A 16,339-nucleotide genomic window follows, 5' to 3' on the forward strand; every position below is an offset into this window, starting at 1 on the left:
TTTATGACAACATTTACCCATATCAACAGCCAGGGCGAAGCCAATATGGTGGACGTTTCCGGCAAAATTGAAACCGTGCGTGAAGCACGAGCTGAAGCGCTTGTGACTATGTCACAAGAAACGCTTTCGATGATTTTAAAAGGTGAACATCACAAAGGAGATGTATTTGCTACGGCTCGCATTGCCGGTATTCAAGCCGCAAAACGCACTTGGGAACTCATTCCCTTATGCCATCCATTATTGCTTTCTAAAGTAGAAGTCAACCTTGAACCTTTAGTGGAATATAATCAGGTTCGTATCGAATCCCTTTGCAAACTGACCGGTAAAACCGGCGTAGAAATGGAAGCCCTAACGGCAGCAAGTGTTGCGGCGTTAACCATTTATGATATGTGCAAAGCAGTACAAAAAGATATTGTGATTGAGCATGTTCGATTATTGGAAAAGAGCGGTGGAAAATCAGGTCATTTTTTAGTGGAGAAATAAATGTTAAAGGTGTTGTTTTTTGCACAAACCCGTGAGTTGATTGGTAGAGATGAAATTCAAGTGGAAGAGATATTTTCCACCGCAGAAGCCTTGCGTGACCACCTCAGCCAAAAAGGGGATAAATGGGCGTTGGCTTTAGAAAAAGGAAAAACTCTTGTGGCGATTAACCAAACCCTTATGCCCCTTGAAAGTGAGATTAAACCCGGTGATGAAATTGCCTTTTTCCCACCGGTAACGGGGGGATAAGATGCAGGAAATTCACATTGCCGTACAGGAAGAAGAATTTGATCAAAATGCCATTTATCATTGGCTTTCGGCCTCTCATTCTGTTGGGGCGACAGTGATTTTTGTGGGAAAAGTGCGTGATCTTAATTTAGGCGATGGGGTATCAAGCCTTTATCTAGAGCATTATCCCGCCATGACGGAAAAAGCCTTACATGACATCGTCACGAGAGCAAAACAACGTTGGGATATTCAGCGGGTTGCCGTCATTCATCGGGTAGGATTGCTCAATACCGGTGATGAAATTGTGTTGGTTGGGGTCAGTTCTGCACATCGTGGTGAAGCTTATCGAGCCAATGAATTTATTATGGATTACCTCAAGTCAGAAGCCCCCTTTTGGAAAAAAGAACAAACCGATAAAGGTGAGCGCTGGATTGAGGCAAGAGATTCTGACAAGGCAGCCTTAGAAAAATGGTAAAACGTAAAATGGTAAAAGGTGGCATAGTGTGGTTTGTTTAAATAAAAATAATTTTTTTATTAGCCATTGACTTTTTATACACTCGCCCTTACCTTACACACTGCATTTAACTATATCATAAGGAGCTTTTATGCAATCACGCATTATTGTTGACTCAAGAGATGAATCCTTATTAAGCACCCATAAAGTGCTTCGTAATACCTATTTCTTACTTGGGCTGACAATGGCATTTTCGGCAGTTGTCGCCTATATTTCCATGGCGATGAATTTGCCTTATCCAAACATTATTGTGTTATTAGTCGGCTTTTATGGCTTGCTTTTCATTACCCATCGTTTGGCTGACCGCCCGGCGGGTATTCTAGCGGCATTTGCCTTTACCGGTTTTATGGGCTATACCATTGGGCCAATTCTCAATATGTATGTCGCAAACGGTATGGAAGACTTAGTGATGTTGGCATTTGCCGGCACCGCGATTGTTTTCTTTGCTTGTTCAGCCTATGTGTTGACAACTAAAAAAGACATGTCATTTTTGGCAACCGCCATGTTTGCCTTATTCATTGTGCTTTTATTGGGTATGGTCGCCAGTTTCTTCTTCCAAATGCCGGCATTAGCCATTGCTATTAGTGCATTATTCGTTGTCTTTTCTACAATGACGATCTTGTATGAAACCAGCAATATCATTCACGGTGGTGAAACCAATTATATCCGTGCCACAGTAAGTATTTATGTCGCAATCTATAACTTGTTCTTAAGCTTACTAAGATTGCTTTCAATTTTCTCAAATAACAACGACTAAATTTGATGAAAAATAAAACGCACCTTGATTACCTATCAAGGTGCGTTTTTTTATTACTATTTTTCGGGGAAAAGTGCGGTCAAATATTGAGGTAAATTTTCATAGTGAAAATGAAATTCGGCTTCAAGAAGCCGCGCAGGGTAAACCTTCTGACTTTCAAGTAAAAGTGTAGAGCGTTCACCTAAAATCAACTTTAATGCCAAGCTTGGGGCAGGAAAGAAAGCGCAACGTTTTAGGGATTGGGCAAGCTGTTGATTAAAGGTTTTATTCATCACCGGTTGTGGCGATACAAAATTATAAACCCCATGGCATTGAGGATGTTCTACGAGAAATAAAATCCCGCTCACCATATCTTCCAAAGCAATCCATGGCCAGTATTGCGAGCCTGAACCTAAAGGGCCGGCCAAATTCCAGCGATAGAGCGGAAGTATTTTTTGTAGTGCGCCCCCCTGAGGTGAAAGCACAATACCGGTTCGAAGCAGGCAAACCTTGGTTTTTGCCTGCAATGCGGCACTTTCCCAAGCTTGGCAAAGTTGTGCGGTAAAGGTGTGATGTGCAATCGGGCTTGTTTCAGTGAGTGTTTCCATTGAACGATCGCCGTAAATTCCCGTGGCAGAGCCAGAAATAAAACGAGGGCGATTAACACCAGCATTAATTAATTTCGTTAATTGTTGTGTTAAGGTTATTCGGCTGTCATACAGTACTTTCTTTTGTGTTTTTGTCCAAGGTTTTGCAAAAATAGGCTCTCCGGCGAGATTAATAACCACATCAAATTCATCTAAATTTTTAAAAGACGAAAGTGCGGTCAAAAATCGTAAAGTTTTTTGCGGAAAAAGGGCGGTTGCTTTTTTCTCATGTCGAACCAATAAGGTAAGCTGATATTGTTTTTGTAAAAGTTCAGAGATTAAGGCTTGCCCGATGAGACCGGTTCCGCCGGTAATAAGGATATTCATTAGAGTGAACGTTCAAACAAATCTTGAATTCGGTCAATCAGTGTTGAAATCGCTGTTACCCGTGTTGGGGTAACAAAAATCGTATCATCACCGGCAATCGTGCCGAGAATCCCCCCAGGCTTTCCAATGGAATCGAGCAGGCGAGCAATTAACTGCGCAGCCCCCGGTGTGGTTTTAATGACGACTAAAAATTCGTTATGGTCAATATCCAATACTAAATTTTTTAACGGACTGCTTGTGGTGGGCACGCTGAGTTCATTGGGTAAACAATAAACCATTTCCATTTTTGTGTTTCTGGCCCGCACTGCCCCGAATTTACTTAACATCCGTGAAACCTTAGATTGATTAATGCCGGGAAAACCTTGGTTTTTAAGGGCTTCAACAATTTCACTTTGAGAGGAAAAGCGCTCTTGGCTGAGTAGTTCTTTAAATACTTTTGTTAAATTATCCACTTTTCGTTTTTAGGTAGGCTTAAATTTGCATAAGCGTTGCATAAAAATTCAAGTTATGCAACTAAAATCCAAGGTTAAAAGCTTAAAAATAGGGAATTTATAAGAGAAATTTGAGCTAGATCTCATAATTGCATTTCTGTGTTTGTAATTTATGATCTAACCTTTTAGAATTTACTCGTTTATTCACAAACTCAAGGAGTCAACGATGAAAGTTGCTGTATTAGGAGCTGCCGGCGGTATTGGCCAAGCATTAGCGTTATTATTGAAATTACAATTACCGGCTGAAACGGAATTGTCGCTTTATGATATTGCCCCCGTTACGCCGGGTGTGGCGGCTGATGTGAGCCATATTCCCACGGCAGTAAAAGTAAAAGGCTTTTCCGGTGAAGATCCAAGCCCGGCCCTTGAAGGTGCAGATATCGTATTAATTTCAGCCGGTGTGGCACGCAAACCGGGTATGGATCGTTCTGATCTGTTCAATATTAATGCAGGAATTGTTCGCCATTTAATTGAAAAAGTGGCGGCCGTTTGTCCAAAAGCTTGTGTGGGTATCATTACCAATCCGGTTAATACAACGGTGGCGATTGCAGCAGAAGTGCTGAAAAAAGCAGGCGTTTATGATAAACGCAAATTATTTGGCGTGACAACCTTAGATGTGCTTCGTTCTGAAACCTTTGTTGCCGAATTGAAAAATTTAAACGTTTCCCGCACAACAGTACCTGTGATTGGTGGACATTCCGGGGTAACCATTCTTCCATTACTTTCTCAAGTGCCTTATGCTGAATTTTCAGCCGAAGAGGTGGCTCCGTTAACAAAACGAATTCAAAATGCCGGAACAGAAGTGGTGGAAGCCAAAGCCGGAGGCGGTTCTGCAACTCTTTCTATGGCTCAAGCCGCAGCACGTTTTGCCCGTTCATTAGTGAAAGGTTTAAGTGGTGAAACCGTTGTGGAATGTACTTATGTAGAAGGCGATGGCAAATATGCCCGCTTCTTTGCCCAGCCTGTTCGTTTAGGTAAAGAGGGGGTAGAAGAAATTCTGCCAATTGGCCCACTCAGTGAATTTGAACAAAATGCATTAGAAGCGATGCTTCCAACATTGCGGGCAGATATTGAATTGGGTGAACAATTTATTAACGGTTAATCCCTTTTTCTCCATAAGAAAGGCGCAAAATAGGCGCCTTTTTTTATGGAAAAAGAAAAATTTTAAGAAAAACCGTGAGTTAGTTCACAGATTTGAAAAGTGGTGTTTGCATAAATCATTTGATAAGCGTATTCTAAACTCATAAAGAACAAGTGCTATCCTAAATAGCCGATATTTATTTTGCTTTCCGAGTAGTGTCTCTCCCGAGGCACTTTTTTTTGCCTGTTAAAATGAACTAATCAATTATCTTTCAGTCTTATAGCCTGTCTTTTGACAAATATTATTTTTATAGGAGTATTTATGAAATCGTTAAAATCTTTATTAAGTTTAACTGCACTTGCATTAGCTGTTTCTGGTTCTGCTTTAGCCAATGAAAATGCGCTAAGTGCTTTAAAAAATGAGGCAACAAACAATATTAATTCGATAGTTCAAAGCCAAAAACAAACTGCAACTTCCACTAAAAACAGTGCGATGGAAAATGTGGTGAATGTAAAAGAAAAAGCGAAAGAATCGGCGAAATCTTTAAAAGAGAGCGCAAAATCAGCAAAAGAGTCGGCAAAAAGCAGTGCGAATTCTGTACAGGAAAAAGCCAAGTCTGCCCAAGAGAAAATGAAATCAGCGACTTCATCTGATAATTCATCAATGAAAGAAAAAGCGACTGAAAAATTAAATTCAGTTAAAGATAAAGCGAAAGCAGAGAAAGATAAAATTGCTTCAAGTGCAAAAGTGAATATTAATAAAGCTGATGCTGCCAGCTTGCAAAAACTTTCCGGTATTGGTGAGAAAAAAGCACAGGCTATCATTGACTACCGCAATAAAGTTGGCAAAATCAAAAATGCCTCAGAATTATCAAATATTGATGGATTGGGCAGCACAACCATTGAAAAAATTGCCCCTTATTTAACATTCTAAAATGTGTGATAAATTTAACTGCACTTTTCAAGGCCCGACAGTTTGTTGGGCTTTTTTATTGCCACTAAAAATAGCTCATAGTAGAAAAAATGGTTGAGCCAGATCACAAATTTGTAATAAACCTGTAATGAAATATTTTACATCTTTGATCCTATTGTATAATGAGTGGCGAATTTAATAGATAATTATTCGAGGTGAATATGCAGCCAAACAAGGCTTTTGAGGAATGGTTGGCAACAACCGCATTAGGTGGTGCGAACCAAGCCTATATCGAAGAATTATACGAGCGTTATTTGGATGACCCACATTCCATTGATGAAAGTTGGAAAACCACGTTCGACTCCTTCCCAAAATCAACTGTCGTTGAACAAGCCCACTCCCCGGTGCGTGATTATTTCCGTCGTTTAGCCCGTGAAAATAACGCAGAAACCGTAACAGTGATTGACCCAGAAGCCAGTGCAAAATTGGTGAAAGTGCTGCAGTTTATTAACGCTTATCGATTCCGAGGTCATTTGGAAGCAAACCTTGATCCCCTTAACTATTATCGTTGGAAAGTCTCCAGTGTACCGGAATTAGATTACCGTTATCATGGATTTACGGAACAAGATCTCAACGAAACCTTCAATATTAATCATTATGTCTATCAACGTGACACCATCACCCTTGCAGAATTAAACGATATGCTGAAAGAAACCTATTGTGGTTCTATTGGCTTAGAGTTTATGCATGTGCAGGATATGGAACAAAAAATGTGGCTTCAAAACAAATTAGAAAGTCGCTTAAATCAACCGCTTTTTACCCATCAAGAAAAAATTAATTTTCTTAATGAATTAACCGCAGCAGACGGACTGGAACGTTATCTTGGGGCGAAATTCCCCGGTGCAAAACGTTTTTCCTTAGAGGGGAGTGATGCCTTTATTCCATTGATGAAAGAAATTATTCGTCATGCAGGTAAGCAAGGCGTAAAAGATATTGTAATGGGTATGGCGCACCGTGGGCGTCTAAATATGCTCGTCAATGTATTGGGTAAAAAACCGGAAGATTTATTTGATGAATTTGCCGGCAAACATTCAGGCGATCGCACAGGTGATGTGAAATATCACCAAGGTTTTTCTTCTGATTTTGCAGTGGAAGATAACTTGGTTCATTTAACTCTGGCTTTCAATCCTTCTCATTTAGAAATTGTCAGCCCTGTGGTGATTGGGGCGGTTCGCTCACGTCAAACCAAGAGAAACGATCTTGAACGGGCCCAAGTATTGGCCGTTACCGTCCATGGTGATTCCGCAGTGGCAGGGCAAGGTGTGGTACAAGAAACCTTAAATATGTCCAATGCACGAGGTTATACCGTAGGCGGCACAATTCGTATCGTAATCAATAACCAAATCGGCTTTACCACCTCAAATCCGAACGACACCCGTTCCACAGAATATTGCACCGATATTGCGAAAATGATCCAAGCGCCGATTATCCATGTTAATGGCGATGATCCGGAAGCGGTGGCTTTTGCTGCCCGTATGGCGGTGGAATATCGTAGCCTGTTTAAACGGGATATTTTCATTGATTTAATTTCTTATCGTCGTCATGGGCATAATGAAGCCGATGAGCCATTGGCTACCCAGCCAATGATGTATAGCATTATCAAAAAACATCCGACACCTCGCAAAGTCTATGCTGATCGCTTAGTGGCAGAGGGCGTGCTCAGTGAAGAACAAACCATTGAAATGATGAATCTTTATCGTGATGCCTTAGATAACGGTGATCGTGTTGTGACAGAATGGCGTGAGATGGATACCGCCAAAATGGATTGGTTGCAATATCTCAATTACGACTGGACATCGCCTTATGAAAATACCTTCCCGAAAGCACGTTTTTCCACGCTTGCTAAACGTGTTTGCGAATATCCGGAAAGTTTACGGGCACATCCTCGGGTAGAGAAAATTTATAATGATCGTAAAGCCATGTACCAAGAAGAAAAATTATTCGATTGGGGAATGGCGGAAACCATGGCTTATGCCACCTTGCTTGATGAGGGCGTTAATGTTCGTTTATCCGGTGAGGATGCCGGACGGGGAACCTTCTTCCATCGTCATGCCGTTGTTCATAACCAAAATGATGGTACAGGCTATGTGCCGCTTACCCATTTACATGCCAATCAAGGACGTTTTGAAGTGTGGGATTCCGTCCTGTCGGAAGAAGCGGTACTGGCTTTTGAATATGGTTATGCGACCACCGATCCAAAAACACTCACCATTTGGGAAGCGCAATTTGGCGATTTTGCCAATGGGGCACAAATTGTAATTGACCAATTTATCAGTTCAGGCGAACAAAAATGGGGAAGAATGTGTGGTTTGGTGATGTTGTTACCACATGGTTATGAAGGACAGGGACCAGAGCATTCTTCTGCACGGTTGGAACGTTATTTACAATTGTGTGCAGAGCAGAATATGCAAGTTTGTATCCCATCTACCCCGGCACAGGTTTATCATATGTTACGCCGTCAAGCATTGCGTAAAATGCGTCGGCCGTTAATTGCTATTTCACCAAAATCCTTACTACGCCATCCTTTAGCGGTGTCAACTCTGGAAGAGCTCACTAATGGCGAATTCCAAACGGTGATAGGCGAAGTGGATGAGCTTGATCCGAAAGGGGTTAAACGTGTCGTGTTGTGTTCCGGTAAAGTCTATTATGATTTATTAGAACAACGCCGTGCTAATCATCAAACCGATGTGGCGATTATTCGTATTGAACAGCTTTACCCTTATCCTCATGAAGATGTGAAAAAAGCCCTTGAACCTTATACCCATGTGAAAGATTATGTATGGTGTCAGGAAGAGCCACTCAACCAAGGGGCTTGGTATAGCAGTAAGCATAATTTTGAGAGTTCTATTCCTGATGGAGTGAAACTCAACTACGCCGGGCGTCCGGCATCAGCTTCTCCGGCGGTGGGCTATATGTCATTACATACGAAACAGCAAAAACAATTAGTGGATGATGCGCTAACATTGTAAAGTGCGGTTAAAAATCACAAAGATTTGTCGGGAAGAAATCGTACTCTTCCCGACAAAAAATTAAGAAACAAAAAGGAAATACTATGACAATTGAAATTCTTGTTCCTGATTTACCGGAATCTGTTGCTGATGCGACAGTGGCGACATGGCATAAAAAAGTCGGTGAAGTTGTAAAACGTGATGAAATCTTAGTCGAAATTGAAACGGATAAAGTGGTGTTGGAAGTACCGGCACAAGCTGATGGTGTGCTTGCTGAAATTTTACAGGCCGAAGGGGCAACAGTTGTCAGTAAACAGGTGTTAGGCCTGCTTTCCATAGCACAAGCCGGCGATCTGAGTACTGCAACCCTAAAAGAAACCAATGAGCCTACACCGGCCGATCGTAAAAATGCGGCCATTGAAAATAGCCATAATAACGCTGCGGATCAAAGTCCGGCAATTCGTCGTTTATTGGCAGAGCATGATCTTGACGCTTCACAAATTCAAGGATCAGGTGTGGGAGGAAGGCTCACTCGTGAAGATATTGAACGTGAACTTGTTAAGCGAGATGCGCAAAAAGTGAAAGAGCAGGTCGCCACAGAGCAAAATACCATTAGCACGGTAGCATACAGTGCTCGTTCTGAAAAACGTGTTCCAATGACAAGGTTGCGTAAACGTATCGCCGAACGGTTACTGGAAGCCAAAAACAGCACAGCAATGCTCACCACCTTTAATGAAGTGGATATGCAACCGATAATAAATTTGCGTAAAACTTACGGTGAAAAATTTGATAAACAACATGGCGTGCGTTTAGGGTTTATGTCTTTTTATATTAAAGCCGTTGTCGAAGCCTTAAAACGTTATCCGGAAGTCAATGCCTCGATTGATGGTGATGATATTGTTTACCATAACTATTTTGATATTAGCATTGCCGTTTCCACACCACGAGGGCTAGTTACACCGGTGCTGCGTAATTGTGATAAGCTCAGTATGGTGGAAATTGAAAAACAAATTAAAACCCTTGCAGAAAAAGGGCGGGACGGAAAGTTAACCGTGGACGATTTAACAGGCGGTAATTTCACCATTACCAATGGTGGGGTGTTCGGTTCTTTAATGTCCACACCGATTATTAACCCACCACAAAGTGCCATTTTAGGTATGCATGCCATTAAAGAGCGTCCGATTGCACTGAATGGTGAAGTCGTCATTCGTCCTATGATGTATTTGGCACTTTCTTATGATCACCGATTAATTGATGGCAAAGAATCCGTTGGTTTCTTAGTGACAATTAAAGAATTATTAGAAGATCCGACAAGATTACTTTTAGAAATCTAGGCAAAAAGTGCGGTCAATTTTGATCGCACTTTTGTTTTTTAGCAAAAATATGATACTTTCAGATGGCTTATCACATACAGAGAAAATGCGGGGGAAATAAATGAATCTACATGAATATCAAGCAAAACAGCTTTTTAAAGAATATGGATTACCGGTCAGCGATGGGGTGATTTGTCATTCGGTTGAAGATGCCGCCATGGCACCTTTTCAGCTTAACGGTGATACTTGGGTGGCAAAATGTCAAGTCCATGCCGGCGGGCGGGGCAAAGCAGGTGGGGTTCAATTAGTACATAATGCAGAACAAGCCCGAGCTTTTGCCAAAAAATGGTTAGGTCATCGCTTAGTGACCTTTCAAACGGATAAGCATGGTCAACCGGTGAACAGTATCTATATTGAAGAAACCTGTGATATTGATAAAGAACTTTATCTTGGTGCTGTTATTGATCGCTCAACCCAAAAAATCCGGTTTATGGCCTCTTGTGCCGGAGGAGTGAATATTGAAGAAGTTGCGCGAGATACCCCCCATTTAATTCATACCCAATCAATTGATCTTCTAATCGGTGGAATGCCTTATCAAGGGCGGGAATTAGCCTTTAAATTAGGGTTAAGTGGCGAGCAAAATAAACAATTTGTTCATCTCTTTGTGCAATTAGCAAAATTATTTGTAGAAAAAGACCTTTCTCTTTTAGAAGTTAACCCCCTTGTCATCACAAAACAAGGCAATTTGGTTTGCTTGGATGCAAAAGTCGCCATTGATGATAACGCCTTATTCCGTCATAAAGATTTATTGGCTTTGCGAGATTTAAGCCAAAGTGACTTGCGTGAGGCCGAAGCAGAAAAACATCAGTTAAATTATGTGGCCTTAGAGGGCAATATCGGCTGTATGGTCAATGGAGCGGGGTTGGCTATGGGCACAATGGATATTGTTAAACTCTATGGCGGAGAGCCGGCAAATTTCCTTGATGTGGGAGGGGGGGCGACAAAAGAACGTGTCGCTGAAGCCTTCAAAATCATTCTGACTGATGAGGCAGTAAAAGCGATTTTAGTGAATATTTTTGGCGGAATTGTCCGTTGTGATCTCATCGCTGAAGGGGTGATCGCCGCCATTCAAGAAGTGGGCGTTGAAGTCCCTGTGGTGGTGCGTTTAGAAGGAACGAATGCTGAATTAGGGCGTAAAATTCTGTCGGAAAGTGGCGTGAATTTAATCGCAGCCAATAGTTTACAAGAGGCAGCACAAGCCGTGGTGAATGCAGCGAAAGGAGAAAAGTGATGTCGATATTAATTAATAAAGAAACGAAAGTCATTTGCCAAGGGTTTACCGGTGCTCAGGGCACATTTCATTCCGAGCAAGCCATTGCCTATGGCACAAAATTAGTCGGGGGTGTATCCCCCAATAAAGGGGGGACTACCCATTTAGGCTTGCCGGTATTTAATACGGTACGAGAGGCCGTTGAAGCAACAGGTGCGACAGCCACGATGATTTATGTGCCTGCCCCATTTTGTAAAGACGCGATTTTAGAAGCCATTGATGCAGGAATTCAATTGATTGTCTGTATAACTGAAGGTATTCCTACGCTGGATATGCTTACGGTAAAACAGAAATTACATGAAAGCGGGGTCATTATGATTGGTCCTAACTGCCCGGGAGTGATTACCCCTGAAGAATGTAAAATAGGGATTATGCCGGGAAATATTCATAAAAAAGGGAAAATTGGCATTGTGTCCCGTTCCGGTACCTTAACTTATGAAGCAGTAAAACAAACCACCGATGAGGGCTTTGGACAATCCACTTGTGTGGGGATTGGGGGCGATCCGATTCCCGGTTCAAGTTTTATTGATATTTTAAAACGTTTCCAAAATGATCCTGAAACCGAAGCCATCGTGATGATTGGTGAAATCGGTGGTTCTGCCGAAGAAGAAGCGGCTGCTTATATTAAAGACCACATTACCAAACCAATGGTGGGCTATATTGCAGGCGTTACCGCACCAAAAGGAAAACGTATGGGACACGCCGGAGCCATTATCAGTGGCGGGAAAGGGACGGCTGAAGATAAAATTGCTGCGCTTGAAGGTGCAGGGGTGAAAACAGTAAGAAGCTTAGCAGAAATTGGCTCTGCATTAAGAACATTACTGAGCTAAAAACACATTAAGAAATGACCGCACTTTGATAATCTGTTCAACGTGCGGTTTTTTATCACAAGTTTTTATAACCTAGTGATTAAAAGGTGTATAATCTCGGCGGTATTTTTTAAAGGAAAAATGATGAGTCAGTTTTTTTATATTCATCCTGAAAATCCACAGGTTCGTTTAATCAATCAAGCAGTGGAAATTTTGCGTAAAGGCGGGGTGATTGTCTATCCTACCGATTCCGGTTATGCATTAGGTTGTATGCTAGGAGATAAACAGGCGATGGATCGTATTATTGCGATTCGTCAATTACCGGAAGGGCATAATTTTACCTTGGTGTGTCGTGATTTATCCGAGCTTTCTCATTACGCTACAGTGAGTAATGTTGCTTACCGTTTAATCAAAAATAATACGCCGGGGCGTTATACCTTTATTCTGACCGCAACAAAAGAATTACCACGTCGTTTAATGACATCGAAACGAAAAACCATTGGTTTACGAGTACCGGATAATCAAATCGCCTTAGATTTACTCAGAACATTGGGCGAGCCTATTCTTTCCTGTTCTTTGATGTTACCCGGGGAAGAATACCTTACTCAATCTGATCCTGAAGAGATTCGGGAACGTTTAGAACACCAAGTAGATTTAATCATTCATGGCGGTTATTTGGGGCAAGATCCCACCACAGTGGTGGATTTAACCGAAGATACACCGGTTATTTTGCGTGAAGGCAGCGGTTCTACCGCCCCCTTTATTTAACTTATACCAAGACGCTTGTGAAAGCGACAAAGGAAATACAATGAAAACCAACCAATCAAGAAAAAACACCCATCAACATCACGAAAAACGTCAGGAAAATCGACCGCACTTTGAGCGTAAAAATACAGCTCAAGAGGCTATTTTGGACAAAGCATTTCCAACGAAAAGAAAATCCTCCCCACAACAAATGAAGCCGAAAGCAGAAGGGGAAAAATTACAGAAAGTTTTGGCTCGTGCTGGGCAAGGATCACGCCGTGAAATTGAAGCGATGATTGCGGAAAATCGGGTCAGTGTCGATGGAAAAATGGCCACTCTGGGTGATCGCATTGATGTGCATTCCGGGGTAAAAGTGCGTATTGACGGCCGCATTATTAATCTTCAGCAGGCACAAAAAGAAATGTGTCGTGTGTTGATGTATTACAAACCGGAAGGGGAACTTTGCACACGGAGTGATCCGGAAGGGCGTGCAACCGTATTTGATCGTTTACCCCGTTTGAATGGTGCTCGTTGGATTGCGGTGGGTCGTTTGGATATTAACACCTCGGGATTATTATTATTTACCACCGATGGTGAATTGGCAAACCGCCTTATGCACCCAAGCCGTGAAGTGGAGCGTGAATATTCCGTGCGTGTGTTCGGACAAGTGGATGACGTGATGTTGGCTCGTTTACGCAAAGGGGTGCAGCTTGAAGACGGCCCGGCAAATTTTAAGGAAATTAAATTTACCGGTGGGGTCGGTATGAATCAATGGTATGACGTGACCTTAACAGAAGGACGTAATCGTGAAGTACGCCGTCTGTGGGAATCACAAGGTATTCAAGTCAGCCGTTTGATTCGTATTCGTTATGGCAATATTCAATTAATGAAAGGTTTGCCACGGGGCGGATGGGAAGAAATGGATCTTGAGAAAGTGAACTATCTGAGAGGATTAGTGGGATTACCTCCGGAAACAGAAAGCAAACTTGATGTAACCAAAGCTCGCCGTCGGCCAAAATCAGGGCAGATTCGTAAAGCGGTAAAACGTTACACTGAATTGGGAAAACGTTATAAAAAATAGGGGTCTGCGATGAAAATGCAACAACTTCGCTATATTGTGGAAATAGTGAATCAAAATTTGAATGTGACAGAAGCAGCAAATGCACTTTATACCTCACAACCTGGGATCAGCAAGCAGGTACGTTTATTGGAAGATGAACTCGGCCTAGAAATTTTTGAGCGTAATGGAAAACATATTAAATCCGTTACGCCTGCCGGGAAAAAAATCATTTCTATTGCCCGAGAATTGTTGGTAAAAGCAGAAAGCATTAAATCTGTTGCCTACGAATATACCCGCCCTGATCATGGTGTATTGCGTATTGCCACAACCAATACCCAAGCCCGCTATGTGTTACCTTCGGTGATTGAACGCTTCTCTAAACAATATCCTGATGTCAGTTTACATATTCATCAAGGCTCACCAACACAAATTCATGATGCACTTATGTCTGGAGAAGTGGATTTGGCAATCACCACGGAAGCCGCCTATTTGTTTGATGATCTCATTCAATTGCCTTGCTATTTGTGGAATCGTTCTGCTATCGTAAAATCCGATCACCCCTTAGCAAAAGTGAAAAACCTCACTATTGAAGAACTCGGGCAATACCCACTGGTTACCTATACTTTTGGTTTTACCGGGGTATCGGATTTAGACTATGCTTTCAATGCAGCCGGCATTTTGCCGAATATCGTTTTTACGGCGACCGATGCTGATGTCATAAAAACCTATGTACGTCTAGGGCTAGGGGTTGGCATTATGGCAAGTATGGCGCATACCCTGCTTGATCATGATCTTGTTGCTATCGATGCCAGCCATTTATTCCGCTCCAGTATGACGCAAATCGCTTTTAAACAAAGTACCTTTTTGCGTAACTATATGTATGATTTTATCGAATATTTTTCACCGCACCTTACCCGCCCTATGGTGGAAAAAGCCGAGAAATTACGAGATAACAATGAGGTGAAAAAATTATTTGATAATGTGGAATTGGAAGTAAAATAGCCACATTTATAAAAAAGCGGTCAAAATTCAAAGAGAATATTGATCGCTTTTAATATTAAAATAACGCCTGATATTTCACTAATTCTTCACGGCTTATAGCAAACACGCCCAAACCGCCATTTTTGAGTTCAACCCAGTCAAAGGGGATATCAGGGTACTGTTCAATGAGGCTGACCATGCTGTTTCCTACCTCACAAACCAATACACCGTTTTCCGTTAAATAATCCGGTGCTTGTTTTAAAATTTGTTTCGTGATGTCCAAACCATCTTTCCCTGAACCCAAAGCAAGTTCAGGTTCAAAATGAAACTCTTCCGGCATATCCGCAAGATCGTCTTCATCCACATAAGGGGGATTGGTTACGATAAGATCGTATTTCTGCCCTGCAATATTCTCAAATAAATTTGATTGAATCGGGAAAACTCGATGTTCCATTTGATGGCGGGCAATATTGATTTCTGCCACATTGAGCGCATCAACAGATAAATCCACCGCATCCACTTCTGCATCAGGGAATGCATACGCGCAGGCAATCGCAATACAACCACTGCCGGTGCAAAGATCAAGAATGTGCTGTGGTGTTTGTTTTGCTACACCTTCAAAACGCTCTTGAATGAGCGCACTAATCGGAGAACGAGGAATAATCGTGCGTTCATCCACATAAAACTCATGGCCACAAAACCAGGCACTGTTTGTGAGATAAGCCACAGGAACACGCTGTTCGATACGGGTTAAAACCAACTGAATGAGACTTTCTTTTTCTGACGGAGTCAAACGACTCGGGAATAATTCGGTGGGAAAATCAATCGGCAATTGTAAACCGGCAAGCACCAGTTGAAGGCTTTCATCCCAAGCATTATCATAGCCTTGTCCATAGTAAATATCAGAACGGTTGAATACACTATATGTCCAACGGAGAAAATCTTGAATGGTATGAAGTTCATGGGCAACATTATCTTCTAAAATTGTTGCTACCAATTCTTGATTGTATGTGGTTTCCATCGTCTTTTCCTTATAAAAAAATTTGCCTAGTTATACCACAAGGTGTGGAGGATAACTATGATATGATACGCCAAATTTGAAATGAGTAAGAAAAATGCAAGAAGAATTTGAGTTATTTCGTGCTGAAACGAAAGGGATTAAACCCATTAAACAGGATACTATTATTGCACCACGCCAAAAGAGTGGTCAAAAAAAGTCTTATTTGCGTGATATTCGAGAAAAAGAAGATACCTTATTTTATTTTTCCGATGAATATGAGCCGTTGCTCAATGAAAATGATGGGATTGTAAAATACCTTCGTGAAGGGGAGGATTCGCATTTATTGAAGCAATTACGTCGTGGGGATTTTTCTCCCGAGCTCTTTTTAGACTTGCACGGTTTAACCCGTGAACAAGCTAAAATGGAGCTTGCTGCATTATTGCTTGCCTGTGAAAGTGAGCGAATAGATTGCGCCAGCATTATGACCGGCTACGGCTCTTTTACTTTAAAAAAACAAATTCCCCGTTGGTTGGTTCAACATCCCAAAGTGCGTGCATTGCATCAAGCCCCAAGAGAATGGGGCGGCGATGCGGCAATTTTGATTTTAGTCGAGGTATAATTTTCTTTTTCTATAAAGGAAGATCAAGTAAAAGTGCGGTCAATTTTGAGTATGTTTTC

The 16,339-nt window shown here is 41.7% G+C and carries 17 protein-coding genes; 14 read left to right on the forward strand and 3 right to left on the reverse strand.

Annotated elements, in window-relative coordinates; translation table 11 throughout:
* Positions 1–3: 3 nt before the first annotated feature.
* The 4 genes from moaC to BKK48_RS09325 all read left to right on the forward strand — a co-directional run bounded on the left by moaC (position 4) and on the right by BKK48_RS09325 (position 1,979).
* Positions 4–483, forward strand: coding sequence for a cyclic pyranopterin monophosphate synthase MoaC (gene moaC / locus BKK48_RS09310; protein WP_077428126.1), 480 nt, complete (start codon positions 4–6; stop codon positions 481–483).
* Positions 484–729 carry a molybdopterin synthase sulfur carrier subunit gene (gene moaD, locus BKK48_RS09315; RefSeq protein WP_077428128.1) on the forward strand — a complete coding sequence of 82 codons (246 nt, stop codon included), beginning with the start codon at positions 484–486 and terminating at the stop codon, positions 727–729.
* A gap of 1 nt (position 730) precedes the next feature.
* Entirely contained in the window at positions 731–1,183 is a 453-nt protein-coding gene (gene moaE, locus BKK48_RS09320; protein WP_077428130.1) for a molybdopterin synthase catalytic subunit MoaE, read from the forward strand.
* A 130-nt stretch (positions 1,184–1,313) separates the two neighbouring features.
* On the forward strand, positions 1,314–1,979 hold the full coding sequence (locus BKK48_RS09325) for a Bax inhibitor-1/YccA family membrane protein (RefSeq protein ID WP_077428132.1): 666 nt from the start codon (positions 1,314–1,316) through the stop codon (positions 1,977–1,979).
* Positions 1,980–2,035: 56 nt separating this feature from the next.
* On the opposite strand, the gene BKK48_RS09330 is transcribed toward BKK48_RS09325, so the two are convergent.
* Positions 2,036–2,932 (reverse strand): TIGR01777 family oxidoreductase, encoded by an 897-nt coding sequence (locus tag BKK48_RS09330; protein WP_077428134.1) that lies wholly within the window; start codon positions 2,930–2,932, stop codon positions 2,036–2,038.
* Positions 2,932–3,384, reverse strand: coding sequence for a transcriptional regulator ArgR (gene argR, locus BKK48_RS09335; protein ID WP_077428136.1), 453 nt, complete (start codon positions 3,382–3,384; stop codon positions 2,932–2,934). The genes BKK48_RS09330 and argR overlap by 1 nt, the downstream gene beginning before the upstream one ends.
* A gap of 205 nt (positions 3,385–3,589) precedes the next feature.
* On the opposite strand from argR, the gene mdh reads away from it, so the two are divergent.
* From mdh to cysB, 9 genes are all read left to right on the forward strand, one after another.
* The gene (gene mdh / locus BKK48_RS09340) at positions 3,590–4,525 is read left to right on the forward strand and encodes a malate dehydrogenase (RefSeq protein WP_077428138.1); all 936 of its coding nucleotides are present in this window, start codon (positions 3,590–3,592) and stop codon (positions 4,523–4,525) included.
* Positions 4,526–4,825: 300 nt separating this feature from the next.
* The gene (locus BKK48_RS09345) at positions 4,826–5,437 is read left to right on the forward strand and encodes a ComEA family DNA-binding protein (protein WP_077428140.1); all 612 of its coding nucleotides are present in this window, start codon (positions 4,826–4,828) and stop codon (positions 5,435–5,437) included.
* Positions 5,438–5,637: 200 nt separating this feature from the next.
* Positions 5,638–8,445, forward strand: coding sequence for a 2-oxoglutarate dehydrogenase E1 component (gene sucA / locus BKK48_RS09350; RefSeq protein WP_077428142.1), 2,808 nt, complete (start codon positions 5,638–5,640; stop codon positions 8,443–8,445).
* 83 nt (positions 8,446–8,528) lie between these two features.
* Complete coding sequence (gene odhB / locus BKK48_RS09355; RefSeq protein ID WP_077428144.1) at positions 8,529–9,758, forward strand: 2-oxoglutarate dehydrogenase complex dihydrolipoyllysine-residue succinyltransferase; 1,230 nt, start codon at positions 8,529–8,531, stop codon at positions 9,756–9,758.
* A 100-nt stretch (positions 9,759–9,858) separates the two neighbouring features.
* Positions 9,859–11,028: an ADP-forming succinate--CoA ligase subunit beta gene (sucC, locus tag BKK48_RS09360; protein WP_077428146.1), complete on the forward strand. Its 1,170-nt coding sequence runs from the start codon at positions 9,859–9,861 to the stop codon at positions 11,026–11,028.
* Complete coding sequence (gene sucD, locus BKK48_RS09365) at positions 11,028–11,897, forward strand: succinate--CoA ligase subunit alpha (RefSeq protein ID WP_077428148.1); 870 nt, start codon at positions 11,028–11,030, stop codon at positions 11,895–11,897. The genes sucC and sucD overlap by 1 nt, the downstream gene beginning before the upstream one ends.
* Before the next feature lie 123 nt (positions 11,898–12,020).
* Entirely contained in the window at positions 12,021–12,644 is a 624-nt protein-coding gene (locus BKK48_RS09370) for an L-threonylcarbamoyladenylate synthase (RefSeq protein ID WP_077428150.1), read from the forward strand.
* Positions 12,645–12,684: 40 nt separating this feature from the next.
* The gene (gene rluB, locus BKK48_RS09375; RefSeq protein ID WP_077428152.1) at positions 12,685–13,701 is read left to right on the forward strand and encodes a 23S rRNA pseudouridine(2605) synthase RluB; all 1,017 of its coding nucleotides are present in this window, start codon (positions 12,685–12,687) and stop codon (positions 13,699–13,701) included.
* A gap of 9 nt (positions 13,702–13,710) precedes the next feature.
* Positions 13,711–14,682 carry an HTH-type transcriptional regulator CysB gene (gene cysB, locus BKK48_RS09380; RefSeq protein WP_077428154.1) on the forward strand — a complete coding sequence of 324 codons (972 nt, stop codon included), beginning with the start codon at positions 13,711–13,713 and terminating at the stop codon, positions 14,680–14,682.
* A 55-nt stretch (positions 14,683–14,737) separates the two neighbouring features.
* Here cysB and prmB read toward each other — a convergent pair whose 3' ends face one another.
* A complete protein-coding gene (gene prmB / locus BKK48_RS09385) occupies positions 14,738–15,682 on the reverse strand; it encodes a 50S ribosomal protein L3 N(5)-glutamine methyltransferase (protein ID WP_077428156.1) in 945 nt (314 codons plus the stop codon).
* A gap of 94 nt (positions 15,683–15,776) precedes the next feature.
* On the opposite strand from prmB, the gene smrB reads away from it, so the two are divergent.
* A complete protein-coding gene (gene smrB, locus BKK48_RS09390; RefSeq protein ID WP_077428158.1) occupies positions 15,777–16,280 on the forward strand; it encodes an endonuclease SmrB in 504 nt (167 codons plus the stop codon).
* Positions 16,281–16,339 lie beyond the last annotated feature (59 nt).

Source organism: Rodentibacter heidelbergensis (genome assembly GCF_002000125.1).
Lineage (GTDB): Bacteria > Pseudomonadota > Gammaproteobacteria > Enterobacterales > Pasteurellaceae > Rodentibacter > Rodentibacter heidelbergensis.